This window comes from Microbacterium sp. OVT16B, from assembly GCF_019969705.1.
In the GTDB taxonomy this organism is placed as follows: Bacteria; Actinomycetota; Actinomycetes; order Actinomycetales; family Microbacteriaceae; genus Microbacterium; species Microbacterium natoriense.
This window is the reverse complement of sequence record NZ_JAHXZA010000001.1, coordinates 2693206-2717085: the sequence shown is the minus strand read 5'-3', so window position 1 is coordinate 2717085 and position 23880 is coordinate 2693206. Positions and strand designations below refer to the sequence as shown.

Sequence of the window (23880 nt, the reverse complement as noted above, 5' to 3'; positions counted from 1 at the left end):
GCTGACCGGCAGTTTTGGGCAGTTGTCCAGATTTTCCTTGTCAAGTGTCCAAATTTCTGATCTGCTGTCCCCATCGCTTTCAACGACGAAAGGAACGGATCGACATGACCACTGATCTCACGGGGACGCGTGCCCTGATCACCGGCGGCGCGAGAGGGCTGGGGCTGCGCACGGCGCAGGTCCTCGCCGAGAGGGGAGCAGCCGTCGTCCTCGCCGACGTCGACGAGTCGGCCGGCACGGCAGCCGCCGCGGCGCTCACGGCAGACGGACGTCAGGCGACGTTCGTGGCCCTCGACGTGACCGATGACGCCTCCTGGAGCGCCGCCACGGCGCAGGCGCTGGACGCCCTCGGCGGACTCGATGCCCTCGTGAACAACGCGGGCATCGAGATCTCCGACCTCTTCGTCGATCTCGACCCCGCCAACATGCGCAGGATCCTCGACGTGAACGTCCTGGGCACGGCGCTCGGCATCAAGCACGCCTTCCGCAGCATGCGCCAGGACGACGGCTCGGGAGCGGGCGGCGCGATCGTGAACATCGCCTCGGTGGCGGCGACCATCGCCTTCCCCGGCATCGCGGCGTACTCGGCATCCAAGTCCGCCGTCGAGCGGCTCACCAAGGTCGCCGCCGCGGAGTCGGGCCGTCTCGGCTACGGCGTGCGCGTGAACACCGTCTGCCCAGGGCTCGTCCCCAACGCGATGGGCGCGCAGCTGGCCGGGGACATGGAACGGCTGGGGCTGTTCCCCTCGGCGCAGGACGCCGTGACCGCCGTGGTCGGCCTGACGCCATCGGGGCGCCTCGCGACGGAGGACGACATCGCCGCGGGGATCGCGTTCCTGCTCTCCTCGGACTCGGCATTCGTCAACGGGACGACGCTGTCGATCGACGGCGCGATGGGGATGTGAGGAGAACACCATGAGCACGGACAAGCCCGTCGTCGTCTACGGCGTCAGCGGATACACAGGCCGGTTGATCTGCGAGTACCTGCGCGAACTCGGCGTGCCCTTCGTGGCCGCGGGGCGTGATGCGGAACGCGTCCGCGAGGTCGTGGAGAAGATCCCGGGGATCGAGACGGCCGACTACGAGATCGTCGGCGTCGAGAACGACGCCGCAGCGCTGGCGGAGGCATTCGACGGCGCCACGGTGATCTGCAACACGGTGGGACCGTTCATCAAGTTCGGCCCGGAGGTCGTCGAGGCCGCCCTGCAGATCGGGGCGCACTACACCGACACCACCGGCGAGCAGGACTGGGTGATGGCGGCGCGCGACAGATGGGGTGCGCAGTTCGCCGCGAAGGGGCTGCTGCTGTCTCCCGGCATCGCGCACATGTACACGACGAGCGAGATCGCGGCCAACATCGCCCTCGAGCCCGGGGGATACGACACCCTCGACATCCTCGTGTTCTGGAAGGGGCTGCCGACCTTCGCGTCGACGCAGACCATCTTCACGATCCTCAAGGCCGACTGGTACTACCTCGAGCAGAACCAGCTCGTCGCGTGGGACCACCTCTCGAAGTTCGACGTGACGGTGCCCGGCTACCACGAGCAGGCCGTCGCGGTGCCGTGGGGCGGGATGTCGCATCCGATCTGGTTCCAGCACGACCCGCGGGTGTCCAGCGTCCGCTCCTTCGGCGGCGTGCTCAACCGCGCCGTGATGGAGAACGTCGGACTGACGGTGCAGATGTTCGAGGAGCAGATCAAGCCGCTCGAGCCGGAGGCGCAGGAGAAGGCGCTGGCCGACATCGCCGCGGGCCTCCAGGCGAGCATGCCGCCGCGTGAGAACCCGCGTTACAACAGGTCGGTCGACTCGGTGCACGCGTCCGGTCCGCTCGGTCGGTCGCACGTGGTGATCCACGGCAACAGCAACTACAAGCAGACCGGACTGCTGCAGGCCTTCGCCGCGTTCTCGCTGATCCAGGAGGCGCCCCGCCGGGTGGGATTCGCCTCGGCGTGCCAGGCGTTCGGGCACCACGAGCTGCTGGGGCAGCTCCGTGCCTTCGGCCTCGTCGCCGAACCCGTGGTCACCCGGGTGTGACCACCCCACAGGGGTGCCGCGCCTCCCCGGCGCGGCGCCCCGCCGCAGGCACCCTCGATCCCTCTGGAGCATCCATGCACTTCGCCGCACTGCCCGCCGTCCGCGCCGCCGAGGCCCCGGCGGCGCCCAGCCTGCGCGACGACGCCGTCGAGCTCAGCAACGCCGACCTCCTCGCCAGGGTCGAGGCCGCGGCCGGAGCGCTGCACGCGCGCGGTGTTCGCGCCGGCAGCGTCATCGCCCTGGCACTGCCCAACCGGGTCGAGCTGATCGTCGCGCTGTTCGCCGCGTGGCGGCTGGGAGCGGCGGTCACGCCGATCAATCCGGTCCTCGGGCAGACGGAGGCGGCGTATCAGGTCGCGGATGCCGGCGCGGTGCTGGTCGTCGCGGAAGACGGCACGCGCGACCTCGGTGTCCCCTCCGTCCTCCTCGACGAGCTCGCAGCGGGGGACCGCGTCCTCGGGGATCCTCTGACGACGACCGACGATCTCGCGCTCCTCATCTACACGAGCGGAACGACCGGGAGCCCGAAGGGCGTCATGCTCACCCACGCCAACCTCGACGCGATGACCGCGTCGTTCGTGGAGTGGTTCGAGCTCGGACCCGCCGACCACAGTCTCCTCGTGCTCCCGCTGTTCCACGCGAACGGCATCGTGCTCGGCACGCTGACCCCGCTGCGCGCAGGGGGTCAGGTCAGCATCACCGGGCGCTTCTCACGCGACAGGTTCTTCGCCGACGTCGAGCGGCTGCGCCCCACCTACTTCTCCGCCGTGCCGGCGATCTACGCGCTGCTCTCCTCTCTGCCCGACGACGTGCGGCCGGACACCTCGTCGCTGCGCTTCGCCGTGTGCGGCGCGGCGCCGATGCCGGCCGAGTCGATCGAGCGCTTCGAGAAGCGGTTCGACGTCACGATCGTGGAGGGCTACGGGCTCTCCGAGACGACCTGCGCCTCGACCATCAATCCGCTGCACGGAACCCGCAAGCCCGGAACCGTCGGTCTCCCGCTGCCCGGCCAGCGCGTCGCCGTGATCGGAGAGGACGGCCGGCACCTGGCGTCGGACGAGGTCGGCGAGGTGGTGATCGCCGGCCCCGTCGTCATGGCCGGGTACCTGGGGCGCCCGGAGGAGACCGAGCGGACCGTGGTGGACGGATGGCTGCGCACCGGCGACCTCGGCCGGTTCGATGAGGACGGCTACCTGCAGATCGTCGACCGCATCAAGGACATGATCATCCGCGGGGGAGAGAACCTCTACCCCAAGGAGATCGAGAACGCGCTCTACACGCATCCGGACGTGCGGGAGGCCGCCGTCGTCGGCGCACCGGATCCCGTGCTGGGCGAGATCCCCGTCGCGTTCGTGTCGTTGAGCGCGGACGCCGCGGCCACGCCCGACGAGCTCGACGCGCATGCGCGCGGCATCCTGGCGTCGTTCAAGTGCCCCGCTCGCATCACCGTCCTCGACGAGCTCCCCAAGAACCCGGTCGGAAAGATCGACAAGCCGGCGCTCCGCCGCGGGCTGCGGGTCGCGTCGTGAGCGTCGTCGTCGCCGGCGTCGGGATGATCCCGTTCGTCACGCCCTCGCGCACCGCGTCGTACGACGTGATGGGGGAGCGGGCGATCCGGGAGGCGCTGGCGGATGCCGGCATCGGACTCGACGCCGTGGACGCGGTGTACGCGGGGTACGTCTACGCCGACACGGCGGCCGGACAGACGGCCGTCTACGGGGTGGGGACGACGGGGGTCCCCGTGTTCAACGTCAACAACTACTGCGCGAGCGGATCGAGCGCGCTGTGGCTGGGACGCCAGGCGATCCTCTCCGGCACGGCCGACTGCGTGCTCGTCGTGGGGTTCGAGCAGATGGCCCGGGGCGCGATCGGCAGCATGTACGACGACCGCCCGGACTCGCTGTGGCGGTTCACCGAGTCGCGGGTGGCGCATCGCGGCGCCTCCGATGCGCCACCGGCCGCGCAGTTCTTCGGCGACGCAGGGGCGGCGTACGCGGAGAGGTACGCGATGGATCCCGCCGTCTTCGCGCACGTCACGGTCAAGTCCCGTCGGCACGCCGCCGCGAACCCCTACGCCGTGTTCCGCGATCCGATCACGGTGGAGGAGGTGCTCGCCTCACCGCACGTGTACGGGCCTCTCACGCGGCTGCAGTGCTGCCCGCCGACCTGTGGTGCGGCCGCAGCGGTGCTCTGCACCGAGGAGTTCGCGCGGGCGCACGGACTCGACGCCTCGGTGCGCATCCGAGCCCAGGCGATGACGAGCGACAGAGCCGACACGTTCGGCGGAGACGCGATGGCGCTCGTCGGTGCATCGATCGCGCAGCGCGCCGCGGATGCCGTCTACGAGGAGGCCGGCGTCGATCCGCGCGACCTGCGGGTCGTGGAGCTGCACGACTGCTTCACGACGAACGAGGTGCTCGCCTACGAGGCGCTGCGCCTCACGCCCGAGGGCACGAGCGAGCGCTTCATCCTCGACGGGCAGAACACGTACGGCGGACAGGTCGTGACAAACCCCTCGGGTGGGCTGCTCTCGAAGGGTCATCCTCTCGGGGCGACCGGGCTCGCGCAGTGCGCAGAGCTGGTGTGGCAGCTCCGGGGCATGGCCGGTGACCGTCAGGTCGACGACGTCACTCTCGCGCTCCAGCACAACCTCGGCCTCGGCAGCGCGTGCGTCGTCACGCTGTACGAGCGGGTCTGACCGCGTGAGGGGTCAGCATCTGCCGGATGCGGGGGCGGTGATGCGGCATTCAGCGACCCCTCACGGCGGGCAGGGTCAGAGGATCGGCCAGGGCACGGGCGTGCGGTCGTCGGAGGGGAGGAGGCCGGCGGTCCAGCCGTCATCTCGCCCGCGCGGGCTGGTCAGGGCCTGGCGACGCAGGCCCTCGTAGCGGAACCCGAGCGCCCTGGCCGCACGTGCGGAGGGGATGTTGCCGACGACCGCCTGCCACTGGATGCGGGCGAGTCCGAGCTCGGCGAAACCCCACTCGACCACGGCGCGACCCGCCTCGATCAGATATCCGCGACCGCGGGCCTCCGGCGCCATCCAATAGCCGAGTTCGGCGTGCGCGCCGCCGACCTGCGGCGTGAATCCGTCGAGGCTGATGACGCCGAGGAACGCGTCGTCCGCCCGGATGCCCCACACAGCGCCCGTCTCCTCCGCCCAGCCGTCGGCGATCATCCGGATGAACCCGTCCGCGTGCTCGCGCGTGTACGGGCTCGGCACCGTCGTCCAGCGTGGGATCTCCGGGTCCTGGCAGGCGCGGTCGATCGCCTCGGCATCCGCCTCCGTGGGCGTGCGCAGGACGAGACGATCGGTGGTGAGGGTGACCGGTTCCATCCCGGCATCCTATGCGCGCCGACCCGATGTCGGAGGCCCCGGTCTAAGCTTGTCCGGTGACTGTTCCGGGGATTCTGCGCGCCTTGGAAGAGGCGTCTCTGTATCGTGACGCCCTCAGCTGGGCGCAGACCGACGCCGATCTCGGCCTCGTCGACGGACTCGACGCCCCGGTGCTCGGCGGGCTGCTCGAGAAGCGTCGTGCGGCGGGCCAGACGGCGGCGGCGCTCGCCGTGGTGCCCACGGGGCGTCGTGCGGAGAGCCTGGCCGCCGCTCTCGGCGCCTACCTGCCGGACGCCGAGGTGCTCACCTTCCCCGCGTGGGAGACCCTGCCGCATGAGCGGCTGAGCCCCAGCCCCGACACGGTGGGCCAGCGCCTCCAGGCCCTTCGCCGCATCGCCGAGTGGACGGGGGATCACCCGCTGATCGTCGTCGCCTCCGTGCGCGCGGCACTCCAGCCGATCGCCGGCAACCTCGGCGAGATCGCCCCCCTCGAGCTCAGGATCGGCAGCAGGGGCAACGAGCTCGACACGGTCGCCGAGCAGCTCGTCGAGCGCGCCTACTCGCGCGTCGACATGGTGTCGCGCCGAGGCGAGTTCGCCGTGCGCGGCGGCATCCTCGACGTGTTCCCGCCGATCTCCGAGCATCCGTACCGCGTCGAGTTCTTCGGCGACGAGATCGACCAGATCCGCGCGTTCTCCGTCGCCGACCAGCGCTCGCTGCCGGGAGACGTCGATCTCGTCGACCTGCAGCCGAGCCGAGAGCTCCTCCTCACGCAGGACGTGCGCGACAACGCGCGTGCGCTCAAGGATGCGTTCCCCGCCATCGCGGGCATGCTCGAGAAGATGGCCGAGGGCATCCCTGTCGAGGGCATGGAGTCGCTGCTGCCGGCTGTCGCGGGTCCGCTCAAGTCGCTGGTCGAGTACCTGCCGGAGGGCAGTGTGACGGCGATCATCGACCCGGAGCGCTCGACCGCACGCGCGATCACGCTCGGCGACACCAACCGCGAGTTCCTCGATGCCGCGTGGAGCGCGGCGACCTCGGGCGCCTCCGCCCCCATCGACCTGGGCGCGGGCGACTTCCTCACCATCGCCGAGCTCCGCGAGGTCGTGCGCGACCGCGGCGGCGTCCTGTGGCGGCTGAGCCCGTTCTCGATCGGCGACGCCGACGTCGACACCGCGGATGCCGTGGTGATCCCGTCCTTCCACGGCAACGTCGACGGCGCGATCTCCTTCGTCGACGCCCGGGTCTCGGAGGGGTGGCGCGTGGTCGTCATCGCGACCGGCGCCGGTCTCGTCGACCGCGCGCGCGACGTGCTCTCCGACCGCGGCATCGCCGCCCGCGTCGTCGACTCCCTCACCGGCCTGCCTGACGGAGGGGTCGCGACCCTCGTCACGGGGTCGGTGGAGGCCGGGTTCCAGGTGCCGGAGGCGAAACTCGCCGTCCTCACGGACAACGAGTTCTACGGCCGCACCATCGGCGGCGACCAGCGCGTCGTCAAGAAGCTCGCCTCGCGGCGCAAGAACGTCGTCGATCCGCTGCAGCTCAAGCCGGGCGACTTCGTCGTGCACTCGACCCACGGCATCGGCCGCTTCGTGGAGATGACGCAGCGGGAGGTCTCCACCGGAGGCCGCAACGCCACGAAGTCGGTGCGCGACTACCTCGTGCTGGAGTACTCGCCGTCCAAGCGCGGCTACCCTGGCGACAAGCTCTTCGTCCCGACCGACCAGCTCGACTCGCTCTCGAAGTACGTCGGCGGCGAGGCCCCGACGCTGTCGAAGATGGGCGGCAGCGACTGGGCTGCGGCGAAGGGCAAGGCGCGCAAGGCCGTGCGCGACATCGCGGTCGAGCTCGTCAAGCTGTACTCGGCGCGCATGGGGGCCAAGGGGCACGCGTTCGGCCCCGACACGCCCTGGCAGCGTGAGCTGGAGGAGGCGTTCCCGTTCGCGGAGACTCCTGACCAGCTGCAGACGATCGACGAGATCAAGGCCGACATGGAGCGGCCCATCCCGATGGACCGGCTGCTGTCGGGCGACGTCGGCTTCGGCAAGACCGAGGTCGCGGTGCGTGCGGCGTTCAAGGCGATCCAGGACGGCAAGCAGGTCGCCATGCTCGTGCCGACGACCCTGCTGGTCAAGCAGCACCTGGAGACGTTCACCGAGCGCTTCGCCGGATTCCCGGTCAAGGTGCGTCCGCTGTCGCGCTTCCAGACCGACAAGGAGGCCCGGCTCACGCTCGACGGCCTCCTCGACGGCACCGTCGACATGGTCATCGGCACGCACCGCATCCTCACCGACCAGGTGATGTTCAAGGACCTCGGCCTGATGATCATCGACGAGGAGCAGCGCTTCGGCGTCGAGCACAAGGACGCGCTGAAGAAGATGAAGACGAACGTCGACATCCTCGCGATGAGCGCCACGCCGATCCCGCGCACGCTCGAGATGGCCGTCACCGGCATCCGCGAGATGTCCACTCTCGCGACGCCGCCCGAGGACCGGCATCCGATCCTCTCCTTCGTCGGACCCCGCAGCGACAAGCAGATGGCGGCCGCGATCCGCCGGGAGATCCTCCGTGAGGGCCAGGTGTTCTTCGTGCACAACCGGGTGCAGTCGATCCAGCGCGTCGCGGCGGAGCTCGCCGAGCTCGTGCCGGAGGCCCGCATCGCCGTGGCGCACGGCCAGATGGGGGAGCACCAGCTGGAGCAGGTCGTCGACGACTTCTGGGAGCGCAAGTTCGACGTGCTCGTCTCGACGACGATCATCGAGACCGGGCTCGACATCTCAAACGCCAACACGATCATCATCGACCGTGCCGACAAGTACGGTCTGAGCCAGCTGCACCAGCTCCGCGGACGGGTCGGCCGCGGCCGCGAGCGCGCCTACGCGTACTTCCTCTACGACGACATGAAGCCGCTGTCCGAGACGGCGGCAGACCGGCTGCAGACCATCGCCGTGAACAACGACCTCGGCTCCGGCATGCAGGTCGCCCTCAAGGACCTGGAGCTGCGCGGCGCGGGCAACATGCTCGGCGCGGAGCAGGCCGGACACATCGCGGGCGTCGGCTTCGACCTGTATCTGCGCATGATCGGCGAGGCCGTGTCCACGTTCCGCGGCGAGGAGGTCGAGAGCGGGCAGGAGCTGCGGCTCGAGCTCCCGCTCGACGCGCGGATCCCCGAGTTCTACATCGACAGCGAGCGACTGCGCCTGGAGGCGTATCAGAAGCTCTCGGCGGCTTCGGCCGCGACGGCGAAGGACGAGGCGATCGACCTCGTCATCGCCGAGCTCACCGACCGCTACGGAACTCTGCCCGAGGAGGTCGAGGGGCTGATCGCCATCGCCCGCCTGCGCCGTCGTGCCGCGAGGGCTGGGTTGACGGATGTCGTCACGATGGGGTCGAACCTGCGGATCGCCCCGGCGCGCTTCGAGGACTCGATCAAGGTGCGGATGCAGCGGCTCTACCCGAAGGCGAAGCTCGTCGGCGGGGGAGAGGCGCTGGTCGTGCCCATGCCGACCGTGCCCGCCGCCGTCGGCGTCGGGCTGGAGCCGCTCGCCGACAAGGCCCTGCTGGAGTGGGTGGCGCAGCTGTTCACCGCGCTCTTCCCCGAGCCGGTCGCGGCCGGTCAGCGGGACTGACGTGGGGCGGCTGAGCGTCAAGCGCGCGCTGCAGGTGCTGTCGACGGTGCTGGCGGCCGTCGCCGGGGCGCTCGTGCTCTTCCTGCCCAGCTACACCGTGGTGCGCACGGACTCCGCGGGGGACGAGAGCACCAGCACCCTGAGCATCTGGCAGTACAACGGTCCGATCATGCTGCTCGTCGTGGCGGTCCCGGTCGTCATCGCGCTGATCCCCGCCTTGGTCCGCGGGAGGTGGTGGCCGGTCGTGAGTCTCGTATCGGCGGGGCTGCTCCTCGGTGTCGCCTTCCTCGGCGCACCCACCGTGGGGTTCGCCTTCCTACCCGCGGTCGTCGCCGCCGTCGTCGCGGCGATGATGCGGCCTCGCGTGGGGTCGTCGCGGGAGTAGTCGTCAGCCTGCCGGTGCGACGCTGACCCGGAAGGCTCCCGTCTGCCCGTGGCTGTCGACCTCGACCGCGAACCCCTCTCTCACCGACACCCCCGTCCGGGACCGGCGGAGCACAACTTCGGAGCAGGGGCGCGACACGCCGAGGACGAGCGGGATGCCGACGGGGTGTCGATCCGCCGCTCCGAAGCCGTGCTCGGGGGAGCGAGGTGAAACCCACCTGCCGCACCCCGGTTGCGGGGGAATCGTGCACGCCCGTCCGTCCGTCGCACTAGTCTGGCGGCATGTTGTACGAGCACCTCGGGGCTCGGCCCCGGATCCATGACACCGCCGTCGTCGCTCCCACAGCCGTGATCTCCGGAGACGTCGAGATCGGCCCGAACTGCCAAGTGCTGCACGGAGCCGTGATCACCGCGGAGGGCGGCCCGATCACGCTCGGCGAGCACGTGATCGTGATGGAGAACGCGCTCATCAGGGCGACCGCCGCGAACGCGGTGCACATCGGGGCGCACACCCTCGTCGGCACGCTCGCGAGCATCGCCGGCGCCACGGTCGGCGAGGAGGTCTTCCTCGCCTCGGGGGCCCGCATCTTCAACGGCGCGCTGATCGGCGACCGCTGCGAGGTGCGCGTCAACGCGATCGTGCACCGCAGGGCGGTCCTCCCCGCGGGCGCCGTCGTCCCGATCGGCTGGGTCGCGGTGGGCGATCCGGTCCAGCTGCTCTCGCCCGACCGCGAGGCGGAGATCGCCGCCGCCCAGCCCGAGCTGGACTTCCCCGGCCACGTGTTCGGGGTCGACCGCGACACCCCCGATCTCATGGTGCAGCTCACGGAGCGCTACGGCAGCTCCCTCGCGCGGCACGCCGACGACACCGAGGTCCGCGACGCATGAGCGCGGAACAGGGCGGAGGCCTGGTCAGGCCCGCCGTCACAGAGCAGGATGCCGCCACGATCGCGCGCGAGTGCTACGGCCTCGACGCGACGGCGAGCGAGCTCGGCAGCAATCAGGACCGCAACTTCGTGCTGACCGAGGCCGGAGGGGCGCGCAGCGTGCTCCGCGTCGACAACCCGGTCTTCGGCGACGAGGCGCGGGACGCGCAGCACGCGGCGCTGGACGCCTACCGTCGCGTCGGCGTCTCGGTGCCCGCCGTGCTGCCAGGGCTCGACGGCGAGCTCACGCAGCGCTGGCGGGGCTTCGCGGTGCGCCGCAGCGAGTTCGCCGCGGGCGAGCCGATGGTCGATGCGGGGTATTTCGCTCCGGTCGTGCTGGCCGAATTCGGGGCGCTGGCCGCGGCCTCCGTGACGGCGCTCTCCGCTCTCCGGCATCCCGGCCTCGACAGGGCGCACATGTGGGACATGCGCGTCGCCTATGCGGAGACCGTCGCGCTGGAGTCGTCGATCACCGACACGGAGCTCCGCGCCCGGGTCCGTACGGCCGCCGACGAGGCGCAGGCCGTCGTCGCCGAGCTCGGGCCCGCGCTCCCTGTGCAGCCGATCCACGGCGACCTCACCGACGACAACGTCACGGGGACCCGCGGCACGGATTCGCGCCTGCACCCGGGCACCGTCCTCGATCTCGGCGACCTCGCTCTCGGCTGGAGGGTCGCGGAGCTCGCCGTGTGCGCGTCGTCGATGCTGCATCACGAGCCGGACCGTCCGCTGCGGGTGCTCGACACGATCGCGGCGTTCCACGACCGTGCTCCGCTCACAGACGAAGAGGCGCGTGCCGTGTGGCCGCTCGTCGTGCTCCGTGCGTGCCTGCTCGTCGCCAGCGGGTGGCGTCAGCTCGAGATCGACGGAGACAACGACTACGCGAGGGAGCGCATCGCGGGTGAACAGGCGATCTTCGACGCCGCGACCCTCATCCCGCTGCGGGAGGTCGTGGAGCACGTGCGGGCGCGTCTGGTGTTCGATGCGCCGCGGTTCGAGGCGGCGACGGATGCGGCTCCGCTCGCGTCGCTGCTCCCCGAGCTCTCCGGCCCTGTGGCCGTGCTCGACCCCGGAGTGGAGTCGGCGGAGCTGGAGTCCGGACTCTGGCTCGATCCGGATGCCGAGGCCGCTCTCGCCGCCGCGGCGTTCGCATCGGGGGCGTCGGCCGCGGTGCTCCCGTACGGAGTGTTCCGCCTGACCCGCACCGAGATCGACACGGCGGATGCCGCCGCGACCTGGCCGGTCGAGACCGAGGTCCACGTCGCGGCCGGCGCGGAGCTCGCCCTCGCCGCGCCGCTCGGCGGCGAACTGAGTGTGCACGAGGGCGGGGCGTGGATCGTCCTCGATGGCGGATGGGTGCTCGGCATCCGAGGCGTGCGGATCGACGGGCTCGCCCCTCGGGAGGTGCGGGCGGGGGAGCGCATCGGCGCGCTCGCGGCCTCCGATGATGCGCGAACGATCGCGATCGGCGCGCGGCGCGAGGACGCGCCGGAGCCTCCAGCCGACGCCTCGGCGGGAGCCGCGCTCGTCGCTCCCGACCGCGTCGCGGCGTGGAGCCGTCTCACCGCCGACCCCGCCCCGTTGCTCGGCCTCGCGTCTCTCGTGCAGCACGACGAGTCCGCCGCCGAGCTGCGCCGCAGGGAACGACTGTTCGCCAGCGCGCAGGAACGCTATTACGAGCATCCTCCGCAGATCGAACGCGGATGGCGGCACCACCTGGTCGACACCACGGGCCGCGCCTACATCGACATGGTGAACAACGTGGCGGGCCTCGGGCACGGTCATCCGCGCGTCGCCGAGGCGGCGAACAGGCAGCTGCGCACGCTCGGCACGAACTCGCGCTTCCTGTTCCGCGAGCTCGCCGAGTACAGCGAGAGACTGCTCGCGCTCATGCCGCAGGGGAGCGAGCTCGACACGGTCCTGCTGGTGAACAGCGGCTCGGAGGCGGTCGACCTCGCGCTGCGCCTGGCTCAGGCCGCGACGGGTCGGCGGTCGATCGTGGCGCTGCGCGAGGCGTATCACGGCTGGACCATGGCCAGCGATGCCGTGACGACGAGCGCATACGACAACCCGGATGCCGTCGGCACCCGCCCGGAGTGGGTGCACGTCGCCGACGTGCCGAACGTCTTCCGCGGCACCTACCGCGGCAACGGCACGGCCGAACGCTATCTCGCGGATCTCGCCGCCGACATCGAGATGCTCGCCGCCGAGGGGAGGGACGTCGCGGGGTTCCTGTGCGAGTCGATCCTCGGAAACGCGGGAGGGGTGCTCCTGCCGGACGGGTATCTGGCCGGCGCCTACGAGCTCGTCCGCGCCGCCGGCGGTCTGTGCATCGCCGATGAGGTGCAGGTCGGATTCGGCCGCACGGGTCGCCATTTCTGGGGGTTCGAACGCTCAGGTGTGCTCCCCGACATCGTCACGATCGCCAAGCCCATGGGCAACGGGTTCCCGATCGGCGGGGTGATCACCTCCGCCGCGGTCGCCGACGCCCTGGCCGCGCAGGGGCAGTTCTTCTCCTCCGCCGGCGGCAGCACGCTGAGCTGTCGGGTCGGCATCGCCGTGCTCGACGCGATGGTCGAGGACGATCTGCAGCGCAACGCCCTGGAGATCGGAGAGCGGCTCGCCTCAGCGCTCAGAGACCTCGGCGACCGGCATCCGCTCGTCGGACCGGTGCACGGGGAGGGGCTCTATCTCGGGGTCGAGCTGGTCCGCGACCGGGAGACGATGGAGCCCGCCGCCGCGGAGGCCGCCGCGATCTGCGAGCGGCTCCGCGAGCTGGGCGTGATCGTGCTCACGACCTCGGAGCGCTCGAACGTCCTCAAGATCAAGCCGCCCCTGTGCCTGACCGCCGCGAGTGCCGACCATGTGGTCCGGATGCTGGACAGGGTGCTGCGCGAAGGCTGGTAGTCGCTGACCCACCCCTTCGAATCCCGTGCCGTTCCGTCATGTTAACTGCGTGTTTCGAATCAGTTCTAGGGGTCGCGCTGAGGAATGGATGGGTACATACTGATCCTCAACGTCGGACGACCCGGACTCCGACCCCTTGCGTTGTTCCCTAAGGAGTGAACATATGGCGACAAAGACCAAGCCGCTCGCCCAGGGCGGTGGCACCCTGAAGCGGAACCTCGGCCTGTGGGCGATCGTCGGACTCGGACTCGGCTACATGACGCCCACCGTCGTCTTCGACACGTTCGGAATGGTCGCCCGCGACACGAACGACGTGGTGCCCGCGGCGTACCTCGTCGCCCTCGTGGTGATGGTCTTCACGGCGATCAGCTACGGCAAGATCTCCAGTGCGATCCCGAGCGCCGGGTCGGCGTACACCTACGTGCGCGAATCGATCCACCCGAACCTCGGCTTCATGGTCGGCTGGACCTCGCTGATCGACTACGTCCTGCTGCCGATGGTGAACTGCCTCATCCTCCGCAGCTATCTCGAGGCGCTCTTCCCCGACATCCCGGGCTGGATCTGGGTCGTGCTCTACTGCATCCTGGTCACCTCGGTCATCTACATGACGATGCGCGGCACCTCGAACGCGAACATGATCCTGCTGGTGTTCTCGATCATCGTGATGGCCGTGTTCGTCGTGATGGTCGTCGCACAGCTGATGCGCGGTGAGGGCGCTGCCACCCTCGCCTCGGCCGCACCGTTCATCCACGACGGCGTCACGATGGGTGCGGTCCTCATGGGCGCCACGATCGTGTGCTTCTCGTTCATCGGCTTCGACGCGGTGACGATGTACGCGGAGGAGGCGAAGGATCCCAAGATCATGCCGAAGGCGATCCTGCTCACCGTGCTGCTCGGCGGTGCGATCTTCCTCGTCGCCTCGTACGTCACGCAGCTGCGCTTCCCCGACTGGAACGAGTTCGCCCCTGGTGGCGACATGCAGTACGTCGAGGACTCGACGCTGCCGATCATCGGCAAGCTCGTCGGCGGCGACGTCCTGATGGCGGTCCTGACGGCGGCTGGCTTCGCGGCCACGCTCGCCTCGGGTCTCGCGTCGCACGCGTCGGTCTCCCGCATGCTGCTCGTGATGGGACGCAACAACGTCCTCCCGCAGCGCTTCTTCGGCTACATCAACCCGCGCACGCACACGCCGACCTTCAACATCGTGCTCGTCGGCGCGATCTGCCTGCTGGCCATCCCCTTCACCCTCGAGCTGATCGCCGCGTGGATCAACTTCGGCGCGCTGATCGCGTTCACCTTCGTGAACATCTCGGTGATCGCCTGGTTCGCGATCCGCAAGGGCCGCCGGAAGACGCCGGGCGACATCTTCAACTACATCGTGATGCCCGCGATCGGCATGGTGCTCACCGGCCTCCTGTGGGCGAACCTGCACGAGGATGCGCTGCGCGGCGGGCTCATCTGGACGGTGCTCGGCGTGATCTACCTCGCCGTCATCACGAGGGGATTCCGCAAGAAGGTCGTCGCGTTCGACGAGAACCAGGCCGTGACGGGCTACAACAAGGTCGTCAAGGTGCCGGTCGACGAGAGCTGACGGCATCCGGCCATGAAGAAGGCCGCCCCTCGCTCACGCGGGAGGCGGCCTTCTTCTCGTCGATGAGGGGTCAGATGACGCCCTGGGCGAGCATCGCGGCGGCGACGCGCTCGAAGCCGGCGATGTTTGCCCCGGCGACGTAGTCACCAGGACGGCCGTGGCGCTCGGCGGCGTCGAAGGCCGCGGAGTGGATGTCGGCCATGATCTCGCGGAGCTTGTTCTCGCTGTCGCCGAAGCTCCAACGCTGGCGCGACGCGTTCTGGCTCATCTCCAGTGCCGAGGTCGCGACGCCGCCGGCGTTCGCGGCCTTTCCGGGGGCGAAGAGTACTCCCGCCTTCTGGAAGGCGTCGACCGCGTCGGGGACGCAGGGCATGTTCGCGCCCTCGGAGACGGCGCGCACGCCGTTGGCGATGAGCGCCTCGGCGTCGGCCAGGCTCACCTCGTTCTGCGTGGCGGACGGCACGGCGATGTCGACCGGCACCTCCCAGACGCTGCCGCCCTCGACGAAGCGGGCGCTCGGACGGCGGTTCGCGTACTCCACGATGCGGGCGCGCTCGACCTCCTTGAGCTGCCGGAGCAGGTCGAGGTCGATGCCGGCGTCGTCGACGACGTAGCCGGAGGAGTCGGATGCCGTGACGGCGGTCGCGCCGAGCTGGGTCGCCTTCTGGATCGCGTAGATCGCGACGTTGCCCGAGCCGGAGATGCCGACGCGCTTCCCGGCGAGCGTCTCGCCGTGCACGGCGAGCATCTCCTGAGCGAAGAACACCGCGCCGTAGCCGGTGGCCTCCGTGCGCACCTCGGCGCCGCCCCAGCCGGTTCCCTTGCCGGTGAACATGCCCGACTCGTGACGGTTGGTGACCTTGCGGTACTGGCCGAAGAGGTAGCCGATCTCGCGGCCGCCGACGCCGATGTCGCCCGCGGGGACGTCGGTGTGCTCGCCGAGGTGGCGGTACAGCTCGTTCATGAACGACTGGCAGAAGCGCATGACCTCGGCATCGGACCGGCCGTGCGGGTCGAAGTCCGATCCGCCCTTGCCGCCGCCGATGCCCTGACCGGTGAGCGCATTCTTGAAGATCTGCTCGAAGCCGAGGAACTTGATGATCGAGAGGTTCACCGACGGGTGGAAGCGCAGGCCGCCCTTGTAGGGGCCGAGCACCGAGGAGAACTGGATGCGGTAGCCGCGGTTGACCTGCAGACGTCCGGCGTCGTCGACCCACGGCACGCGGAACATGATCTGGCGCTCCGGCTCGACCAGGCGCTCCAGGATGCCGCCGTCGATGTACTCCGGGTGCTGCTCGAGCACGGGAGCGATCGAGTGCAGCACCTCGTGCACGGCCTGGTGGAACTCCGGCTCGTGCGGGCTGCGGGCGAGCACCGTGTCGAAGACGGGCTGCACGGAGTCGGCGAGCGGATGGAAGTCAGGGGTCGTCGTTGCGGTCACGCGAATGCTTTCTGAAAGGGGGATTTGAGCGCGGGCGATCGTGTCGCGTGAGTGCTTCGCCGGATCAGGCGGAGTTTTCACTCTACCGGCCGCGCGGAGCGGGCCGTCCTCTGCGACGTGCGTGCGCCGCTCACCCGGTGTTCTGCAGGCCGGCGGCGACGCCGCTGACCGACAGCAGGAGCAGCCGGCGCTGCTCCTCGTCGACACCCGAACCCGTCGCGTCCTGTGCGGAGCGCAGAGCGCGGAGGGCGCGCAGCTGCAGCAGCGAGAGCGCGTCGACGTAGGGGCTGCGCAGCTGCACGGCGCGCTGCAGCACGGGCTTGTTCACGAGGAGGCCCTCACCGCCCGTGAGGCGGATGACCCACTGCCGGGTGAGAGCGAGCTCATCGAGCACGAGAGCCGCGAGGTCGTCGCGGTCGCCGAGGGCGAGGTACTGGCGGGCGATGCGCTCGTCGGTCTTCGCGAGGCTCATCGCCACGTTGTCGATCATGGTGCGCAGCAGCGGCCATTCGCGATAGGCCTCGACCAGCAGCGCCTCGTCTCCGACGGCGTCGAGTGCGGTGCCGAGGCCGAACCAGCCGGCGAGGTTGATGCGCGCCTGGGTCCACGCGAACACCCACGGGATCGCACGGAGGTCTTCGAGGGATTCGACCGAGAGCCCGCGACGGGCCGGGCGGGACCCGAGGGCGAGCAGGCCGATCTCCTCCATCGGGGTGACCGTGGCGAACCAGGGCGCGAAGCCCTCCGCCTTGACCAGCGAGAAGAAGCGCTCCCGCGAGGACACGTCCATGGTGCGGGCGATGTCCGCGTAGCGTGCGGCCGCGCTGCTCGTGCGCTCCTCGACCGTGGGGGAGGAGGCGAGCAGCGTCGCCGCGGCCACCTGATCGATGTGGCGCATCGCGATGGCCGGCTCGCCGTAGCGGGCGAAGATGACCTCGCCCTGCTCGGTGAGCTTGAACCGGCCGTCGACGGAGTGCGGCGGCTGCGCGAGGATCGCCGAGTTCGCCGGGCCCCCGCCGCGTCCGAGCGCGCCGCCGCGTCCGTGGAAGAGGGTCAGCTCGATGTCGGCATCCCTCGCCCACTGGGCGATCTTCTCCTGCGCCTCGTAGAGCGCGAGGTTGGCGGCCACGGGGCCGACGTCCTTCGAGGAATCGGAGTAGCCGAGCATGACCTCCAGCCGGTTGCCGGTCGCGGCCATGCGCGCACGGAACTCGGGGAACTCGACGGCCTCGGCGAGGATGCCGGGGGCGGCCTGCAGGTCGGCGAACGTCTCGAACAGCGGGACGACGTCGAGCACGGGGGCATCGTCGCCGAGCGCGTGCCGGGCGAGACGGTGCACGGCCGCCAGGTCGGAGGCCGCCTGCGTGAAGGAGACGACGTAGCGTCCGGCGGCGCGGAGCCCGCGATCGCGCTGGATCTCGGCGATGGCGCGGAAGACCTCCAGCACCTCTTCGGTCTGCGCGCTGACGGGCTCGCCGCTCTCGATCTCTGCAAGAGCCTTCGCGTGCACCTGCGAGTGCTGGCGCACCTCCAGCTCGGTGAGGTGGAACCCGTAGGTCTCCACCTGCCAGATCAGATGCTGGACGCCGCCGAAGGCGTGCCGACGGGCGCCGGCCTCCGCCAGCGATCCCTGCACGGCGCGGAGGTCGGCGAGCAGCTCGTCCGGGCCGGAGTAGCGGAGCTCGTCGCCGCGCCGGGTCGCCGCGACCCGACGGGCGAGCACGAGGATCACCCGACGGTGCGGCTCGCCGGGGGAGCGGGTCGCCAGCTCGGCTGCCTCCCGCGGCTCCCTCGCGGCGTACGCCTCCCACAGCGCGATGACCTCGGAGCTCGGCGGCGTGTCCTCCGCGTCGAGGGTGAGCGTGCGGCCGATGCGCTCCAGGGCGCGCTCGAGTCCGCGCAGCACGTGATCCGAGGCGATCTGCGAGGCCTCACGCGTCACGGATGCCGTGACGAAGGGGTTGCCGTCGCGGTCGCCGCCGACCCAGGAGCCGATGCGCACGAAGGCCGGCACGACGGGGGCGCTCGCGCCCGACTCCTCGCCGCGCAGCGCGTCGTCGATGGTGCGGTACACGTGGGGCACCGTCGTGAACAGCGTCTCGTCGAAGACGCCCATGACCGTGCGCACCTCGTCGGTGGGCGACGGCTTCTGCGCGCGCAGCGGAGCGGTGCGCCACAGGGTGTCGATCTCCTCCAGCATCCGGCGTCGCGCACGGTGCTCCTCGGCCCCGCCCTCGCTCGCCGCGTCGTGCTGGGTCAGCAGCTCCGACAGGCGTCGGATGCTCGACGACACCGCGCGGCGGCGAGCCTCCGTGGGGTGGGCGGTGAAGACGGGGTGGAAGCGCAGACCCTGCAGTCGACGGCGCGCCTCGTCCTCGCCGACCTCGCTCTTCAGTCGCGCGTAGGCGGTGGCGACGGTGTCGGCGGCATCCTCTCTGCCCGGCTGACCCGCGCGCTCGCGCAGCACGCGCACGCGCTGGTGCTCCTCGGCGAGGTTGACCAGGTGGAAGTAGCAGGTGAAGGCGCGGGCCACCTCGTCGGCGCGCTGCACCGTGAAGGACTCGGCGATCGCCGCCGCCCTGTCGAAGGCGTCGGGGGTCTCCTCGTCGTACGCCTGGATGGTGGCGAGGCGGAGGCGCTCGACATCCTCGAACAGGTCGTCGCCTCCGGCTTCGCGCAGCACCTGTCCGAGCAGCGCGCCCAGCATCCTCACGTCGGATCGCATGGCGTCCGGGATGCCGCGGCCTGCTTCGAACCGGCCGATGACGCGGATCGCTTCGGTGTTCGTGGGCTCGGGAAAAGACTGTGCGGGGGTCACCCTTCGAGAGTAGCCGGGAGCAGAAGGGTGCTCCGCCCGCATGACGCGTCGTAACGAACTCGTCATGAACGGCGCCGGTCCGATCGGTCTCCGCGTCTCGTGCGGCCGCTGCGGACGCGGCCGCACGTAGCATGGTGGGAATGCGCATCTCGGCGAACCCCCTCCGCGGTCAGCAGTTCCCCGCCGTCCTCCTGCTGATCGCAGCGGGCCTCGGGATCCTGCTCGCCAACCTGCCCACGCACGACGGGATCGCCGCCGTCCTGGACATCCACATCGCCGTGCCCGGCACCGCGCTCGATCTCTCCATCGCGCACTGGGTGTCGGACGGGCTGCTCGCCGTCTTCTTCCTCGTCGTCGCGATCGAGCTGCGACACGAGCTCACGCACGGCGAGCTCGACTCCCCGCGCAAGGCGCTCCAGCCCGCGATCGCCGCCACCGGAGGCGTGCTGGTCCCGATCATCGTCTACCTCCTGATCGCCGGCGACGCGAGCACCGCGTCGGGCTGGCCCGTGCCGACGGCGACCGACATCGCCTTCGCCCTCGGCGTCCTCGCGATGTTCGGTCGAGGACTGCCGTCGGGCGTGCGGGTGTTCCTCCTCGCCCTCGCGATCCTCGACGACATCATCGGCATCATCTTCATCGCGGTGCTGTTCGCGCACGATGTGCAGTGGCTGCTGCTCGTGCTCGCCGTGGTCGCGGTGGCCGCCTTCTGGGCGCTGAGCCGACTGCTGCACGCCACGGGGCATCCGGCGATCGCGCTGGCGATGGCTGCGGTCGGCGTCGTGGCCTGGGGACTCGTCGCCGCGTCCGGCATCCACGCCACGATCGCCGGCGTGCTGCTGGGGCTCGTGATGGCCCCGGTTCCTGCGGGGCGCGTGCGCCACGCCCTCGAGCCGACCGTGAACGGTGCGATCCTGCCGCTCTTCGCCTTCGTCGCGGCGTTCGTGGTGATCCCGGCTGTGTCTCCGACCGAGCTGTCGCCGGCGTTCTGGGGCATCGTGATCGCGCTTCCCGTCGGCAAGATCGTGGGCATCTCCCTCTTCGGCTGGATCGCCATGCGCATCCGTCCGCGCGGCGCCGCACCCGCCCTCCCGTTCGCCGACCTGCTCGCGGCCGGCGCGTTGGGCGGCATCGGCTTCACCGTGTCGCTGCTGCTCGCGAACCTCGCCTTCGCGGCGGACGACGGCATCCGCGATCAGGCGATCCTCGGCGTTCTCGTCGGCTCGCTCATCGCCGTCCTGCTCTCGGCGGTCGTGGTGTCCCTGCGCTCCGGCTGGTACCGTCGCGTGTCCGCCGCGTCCTCATGACCACGAAGGAGTCCGCATGACGACTGCCGACCAGGACCCGCTGCGCGAGGTCGCCGAGACCATGCGGGCCGTGCGCGAGCGGTGCGTGTGGTCGCAGCGGATCACCCACCGCGACCTCGTGCCGTACCTGATCGAGGAGTCGCACGAGGTGATCGACGCCGTCGAGAGCGGATCGCGCGCCGATCTCCGCGAGGAGCTGGGCGACCTGCTCTGGCAGGTGCTGTTCCACTCGGCGATCGCCGCGCAGGACCCGGACGACCCCTTCGACGTGGACGACGTCGCCCGCACGCTCAACGAGAAGATGGTGCGGCGGCATCCTCATGTCTTCGCCGGCGAGACGGCCGTGACGCCGGAGGAGGTGCTGGTGCACTGGAACGCCGCGAAGGCCGCCGAGAAGCGCACCAGGCGGAGCGTGCTCGACGGCATCCCCCGTGGCATGCCGGCGCTCGCGCTGGCGCAGAAGGTCGTCGGCCGCGCCGAGGGCGTCGGCGCCGTGGTGCCGGAGCCCGCACAGGCCCCGGGGTCCGAGGCCGAGCTGGGCGACGCGCTCCTCTCGCTCGTCGCGTTGGCGCGCGACAGCGGGTGGGATGCCGAACGGGCGCTCCGCGAGCGCCTCCGAGTGCTCGAAGACGAGGTCCGCGCCGCCGAGTCCGACCGCTGAGTCGTCGAGTCGCTCCGCCGACCTGGAAAGATGGAGGCGTGGCTACTGTGAACCCGCCGCGCGGCATGCGCGACATCCTCCCCGCCGACAAGGCGCGCCGTGAGCGCGTCCTCTCCGTCATCCGCGACCGCTATCGCGCGCACGGCTTCGACGAGATCGAGACCCCGGCCCTCGAGGAGTACTCGCGTCTGCATGCGGGCATCGGCGGCGACAACGAGAAGCTCGCCTACAACGTCCTGCGCCGGGGACTCGATGCGGAGGCGATCCGCGAGGCGGCCGACGACACGGCGGCCCTCGCCGACCTCGGACTCCGCTACGACCTCACCGTTCCTCTCGCCCGCTTCTACGCGAGCAACCGCGGTCAGCTGCCCGGCGTCTTCCGCTCGATCCAGATCGGCCCTGTGTGGCGCGCCGAGCGTCCGCAGAAGGGTCGCTACCGCCAGTTCGTGCAGTGCGACATCGACATCATGGGCGACGAGTCCTCGCGGGCCGAGGCGGAGCTCATGGTCGCCTCGCTCGACGCGCTGGACGCGCTGGGACTCGAGGGCGCGACCGTGCGCATCAACGACCGGCGGGTGCTCGACTGGATGCTGGAGACCTTCGGCTTCGGCGCCGAGGAGCGTCCGGGGGTGCTGATCACGATCGACAAGCTCGACAAGATCGGTCCCGACGGCGTGGCCGCGGAGCTCCGCGAGCGCGGCGCCGCGGCGCAGGCGGTGGACGCCTTCGAGGCTTTCCTGCGGCGTCCGCAGACGATGGAGTACAACCCGTTCGGCGAGCGGCAGATCCGCAAGGCCCTCCCGGAGGACGCGCCGGAGGAGATCGTCGCACACCTCGTCGGCATCGGAGACGCCGTCGCCGCCGGCACCGGCCGCACCGACATCCCGCTCATCTTCGATCCGTTCCTCGTCCGGGGCATGGGCTACTACACCGGCACGATCTTCGAGCTGGCGCACCCCTCCGTGGACTACTCGCTGGGCGGAGGCGGGCGCTACGACGGCATGATCGGGCGCTTCCTCGGACAGCAGGTCGCGGCCGTCGGGTTCTCGCTCGGCTTCGAGCGGCTCGTCGACCTCGTGACCGCCGACGCGGATGCCGCGGCGCGGGCCGTGGTGCTCATCCACGACGCCGACGTGCCGGTCGCGGAGCTCGTCGCGCACAAGGCCGCGCTCGTCGCCGACGGCGCGCGCGTGCGCCTGGAGCGCCGCACGAAGAACCTCAAGGCGCTGCTCGAGCGCTCGGCCGCCGACGGCTACACCGCCTTCGCGACCGTCGCCCCCGGTGCGGCGGAGCTGGAGCTCAAGCCGCTCAGCTGAGCGGGTGCGGGGCGTGTCGTCTCGTCGCTGCGCTCCTCGCTCGACGACCGGGTGACGCCGGTCGTCGAGCGAGCGGAGCGCGTCGACACGCTCGTCTCCTGCCACGACATCGGCCCCGCGGACGGTCTCGGGCCGCCCGTTCACCCGGCGTTCACGGCGGTCGGGTCGAATCGTGGCGTGGGCCGCTATCGTCTCCTCGCCGCGCTCGGGATCGGTGCGACGGCATCCGTCTTCGGCATCCGCCTTCTGCTGACGAGGCAGGCGGCGATCGCCCGCCGCCGGATCGGCAAGCCGCTCGGCGAGGAGTCGCTCGACGCGGATCGCGTCTGGCGCCGCGCGTTCGAGGGCGAGCCGATCGAGCTGCTGCTGCTCGGCGACTCCCTGGCCGCGGGTCTCGGCGCCGAGCGACGCAAGCAGACGCTCGGGGGCCGGCTCGCGAAGGGGCTGGCGGCGCGGATGCACCGTCCCGTCCGGCTGCGGACGGTCGCGGTCGTCGGCGCGGAGTCGCCCGACCTCGCCTCCCAGCTCGACGCCGTGCCGGAGGGGTATCGGCCGCACGTCGCGGTGATCGTGGTCGGCGGCAACGACGTCACCCATCGCATCCCGACGTCCGTCTCCGCCCAGCACCTCGACGACGCGATCCGGAGACTCCGCGCCCAGGGTGCCGAGGTCGTCGTCGGCACCTGCCCGGACCTCGGTGCCCTGCGCGCAGTCCCGCAGCCGCTGCGCCGCCTCGCCGCGAGCATGTCCCGCCGTCTGGCGGAGGTGCAGGCGGAGACGGCGGCGCAGGCGGGGGCAGAGGCCGTCGACCTGCGCCGCGCGGTCGGACCGATGTTCCTCGACGAGCCGGAGGAGATGTTCAGCCTCGACCGGTTCCACCCCAGCGCCCTGGGCTACCGTCGGACGGCCGAGGCGCTGCTGCCCGTCCTGTGCCGTTCCGTCGAGCGGCTCACTCCGCCGGTGCGGCGCTGAACGACGCCGCCCACTCGGCGACGCGGCGCGCGCTCTCCTCCTCGGAGATGTCCTCCACCCGCGTCATCACCGACCAGCGCACGCCGAAGGGGTCGCGGATGCTCGCGAACCGGTCTCCCGACACGAAGTCCGACGGCGCCTCGCGCACGACGGCCCCCGCGGCCACGGCGCGCTCGACGACCGCGTCGACGTCGGGCACGTACAGGCCCATCGAGTAGCAGTCGTCCTCCCCGGTGGGGGCGGGCACGAGGTGGTAGTCGGGGCTCGGCTCTCCCAGCTGCAGGTGCCCTGCGCCGAAGTCGAGGTCGGCGTGGGCGACCACCCCTCCGAACTCCGTCACGTCGATCACACGCGCGCCGAAGACGTCGCGGTAGAAGTCGATCGCATCCTTCGCCCCGGCGATCGCCAGGAAGGGGGTCAGCGAGGTCGCGCCGTGCGGGCGCCCGTCTGTCGTGTGCTCGCCGGTCGCGCCGGCAGGTGTGCTGTTCGTCATGGGGACAGCGTAGGAAGGGGAGGATGCCGCGGGCTTGAACATCCGCGACAACCTCGACGGGTGC

The 23880-nt window shown here is 70.8% G+C and carries 18 protein-coding genes; 14 read left to right on the top strand and 4 right to left on the bottom strand.

Features of this window, described 5'->3' with window-relative positions; all coding sequences use genetic code 11:
• Positions 1 to 104: 104 nt before the first annotated feature.
• The 4 genes from LC438_RS12930 (at position 105) to LC438_RS12915 (ending at position 4732) form a co-directional block, all read left to right on the top strand.
• Complete coding sequence (locus LC438_RS12930) at positions 105 to 905, top strand: SDR family NAD(P)-dependent oxidoreductase (RefSeq protein WP_105676165.1); 801 nt, start codon at positions 105 to 107, stop codon at positions 903 to 905.
• Between the two features lie 10 nt (positions 906 to 915).
• Positions 916 to 2034, top strand: coding sequence for a DUF5938 domain-containing protein (locus LC438_RS12925; protein WP_223586794.1), 1119 nt, complete (start codon positions 916 to 918; stop codon positions 2032 to 2034).
• A gap of 74 nt (positions 2035 to 2108) precedes the next feature.
• Positions 2109 to 3563 carry a class I adenylate-forming enzyme family protein gene (locus LC438_RS12920; protein ID WP_223586793.1) on the top strand — a complete coding sequence of 485 codons (1455 nt, stop codon included), beginning with the start codon at positions 2109 to 2111 and terminating at the stop codon, positions 3561 to 3563.
• A complete protein-coding gene (locus tag LC438_RS12915; protein ID WP_223586792.1) occupies positions 3560 to 4732 on the top strand; it encodes a lipid-transfer protein in 1173 nt (390 codons plus the stop codon). Before LC438_RS12920 ends, LC438_RS12915 begins: the two co-directional genes overlap by 4 nt.
• Before the next feature lie 75 nt (positions 4733 to 4807).
• Here LC438_RS12915 and LC438_RS12910 read toward each other — a convergent pair whose 3' ends face one another.
• Positions 4808 to 5371 (bottom strand): GNAT family N-acetyltransferase, encoded by a 564-nt coding sequence (locus LC438_RS12910; RefSeq protein ID WP_223586791.1) that lies wholly within the window; start codon positions 5369 to 5371, stop codon positions 4808 to 4810.
• A gap of 56 nt (positions 5372 to 5427) precedes the next feature.
• Between LC438_RS12910 and mfd the strand changes: the two genes are divergently transcribed.
• From mfd to LC438_RS12880, 6 genes are all read left to right on the top strand, one after another.
• The gene (mfd, locus tag LC438_RS12905) at positions 5428 to 9000 is read left to right on the top strand and encodes a transcription-repair coupling factor (RefSeq protein WP_223586790.1); all 3573 of its coding nucleotides are present in this window, start codon (positions 5428 to 5430) and stop codon (positions 8998 to 9000) included.
• Between the two features lies 1 nt (position 9001).
• Entirely contained in the window at positions 9002 to 9385 is a 384-nt protein-coding gene (locus tag LC438_RS12900) for a hypothetical protein (protein WP_223586789.1), read from the top strand.
• A gap of 48 nt (positions 9386 to 9433) precedes the next feature.
• Positions 9434 to 9595: a hypothetical protein gene (locus LC438_RS12895; protein WP_181155944.1), complete on the top strand. Its 162-nt coding sequence runs from the start codon at positions 9434 to 9436 to the stop codon at positions 9593 to 9595.
• Between the two features lie 71 nt (positions 9596 to 9666).
• Positions 9667 to 10272: a gamma carbonic anhydrase family protein gene (locus LC438_RS12890; protein WP_105676176.1), complete on the top strand. Its 606-nt coding sequence runs from the start codon at positions 9667 to 9669 to the stop codon at positions 10270 to 10272.
• A complete protein-coding gene (locus LC438_RS12885; RefSeq protein ID WP_223586788.1) occupies positions 10269 to 13217 on the top strand; it encodes an aminotransferase in 2949 nt (982 codons plus the stop codon). The genes LC438_RS12890 and LC438_RS12885 overlap by 4 nt, the downstream gene beginning before the upstream one ends.
• Positions 13218 to 13380: 163 nt before the next feature.
• Positions 13381 to 14808: an APC family permease gene (locus LC438_RS12880; RefSeq protein WP_223586787.1), complete on the top strand. Its 1428-nt coding sequence runs from the start codon at positions 13381 to 13383 to the stop codon at positions 14806 to 14808.
• A 70-nt stretch (positions 14809 to 14878) separates the two neighbouring features.
• On the opposite strand, the gene gdhA is transcribed toward LC438_RS12880, so the two are convergent.
• Positions 14879 to 16249, bottom strand: a complete 1371-nt coding sequence (gene gdhA, locus LC438_RS12875) for an NADP-specific glutamate dehydrogenase (RefSeq protein ID WP_223586786.1) — start codon at positions 16247 to 16249, stop codon at positions 14879 to 14881.
• A gap of 130 nt (positions 16250 to 16379) precedes the next feature.
• The gene (locus LC438_RS12870) at positions 16380 to 19067 is read right to left on the bottom strand and encodes a phosphoenolpyruvate carboxylase (protein WP_223586785.1); all 2688 of its coding nucleotides are present in this window, start codon (positions 19065 to 19067) and stop codon (positions 16380 to 16382) included.
• A 140-nt stretch (positions 19068 to 19207) separates the two neighbouring features.
• On the opposite strand from LC438_RS12870, the gene LC438_RS12865 reads away from it, so the two are divergent.
• The 4 genes from LC438_RS12865 to LC438_RS12850 all read left to right on the top strand — a co-directional run bounded on the left by LC438_RS12865 (position 19208) and on the right by LC438_RS12850 (position 23323).
• Complete coding sequence (locus LC438_RS12865; protein ID WP_223586784.1) at positions 19208 to 20374, top strand: Na+/H+ antiporter NhaA; 1167 nt, start codon at positions 19208 to 19210, stop codon at positions 20372 to 20374.
• A 16-nt stretch (positions 20375 to 20390) separates the two neighbouring features.
• Positions 20391 to 21035, top strand: coding sequence for a MazG family protein (locus LC438_RS12860; RefSeq protein ID WP_105677382.1), 645 nt, complete (start codon positions 20391 to 20393; stop codon positions 21033 to 21035).
• A 65-nt stretch (positions 21036 to 21100) separates the two neighbouring features.
• Positions 21101 to 22351: a HisS family protein gene (locus LC438_RS12855; protein WP_219844655.1), complete on the top strand. Its 1251-nt coding sequence runs from the start codon at positions 21101 to 21103 to the stop codon at positions 22349 to 22351.
• A 177-nt stretch (positions 22352 to 22528) separates the two neighbouring features.
• Positions 22529 to 23323, top strand: coding sequence for an SGNH/GDSL hydrolase family protein (locus LC438_RS12850; protein ID WP_374197890.1), 795 nt, complete (start codon positions 22529 to 22531; stop codon positions 23321 to 23323).
• Here LC438_RS12850 and LC438_RS12845 read toward each other — a convergent pair.
• Positions 23301 to 23816, bottom strand: a complete 516-nt coding sequence (locus tag LC438_RS12845) for a glyoxalase/bleomycin resistance/extradiol dioxygenase family protein (RefSeq protein WP_223586783.1) — start codon at positions 23814 to 23816, stop codon at positions 23301 to 23303. The genes LC438_RS12850 and LC438_RS12845 overlap by 23 nt on opposite strands.
• Between the last annotated feature and the right edge of the window lie 64 nt (positions 23817 to 23880).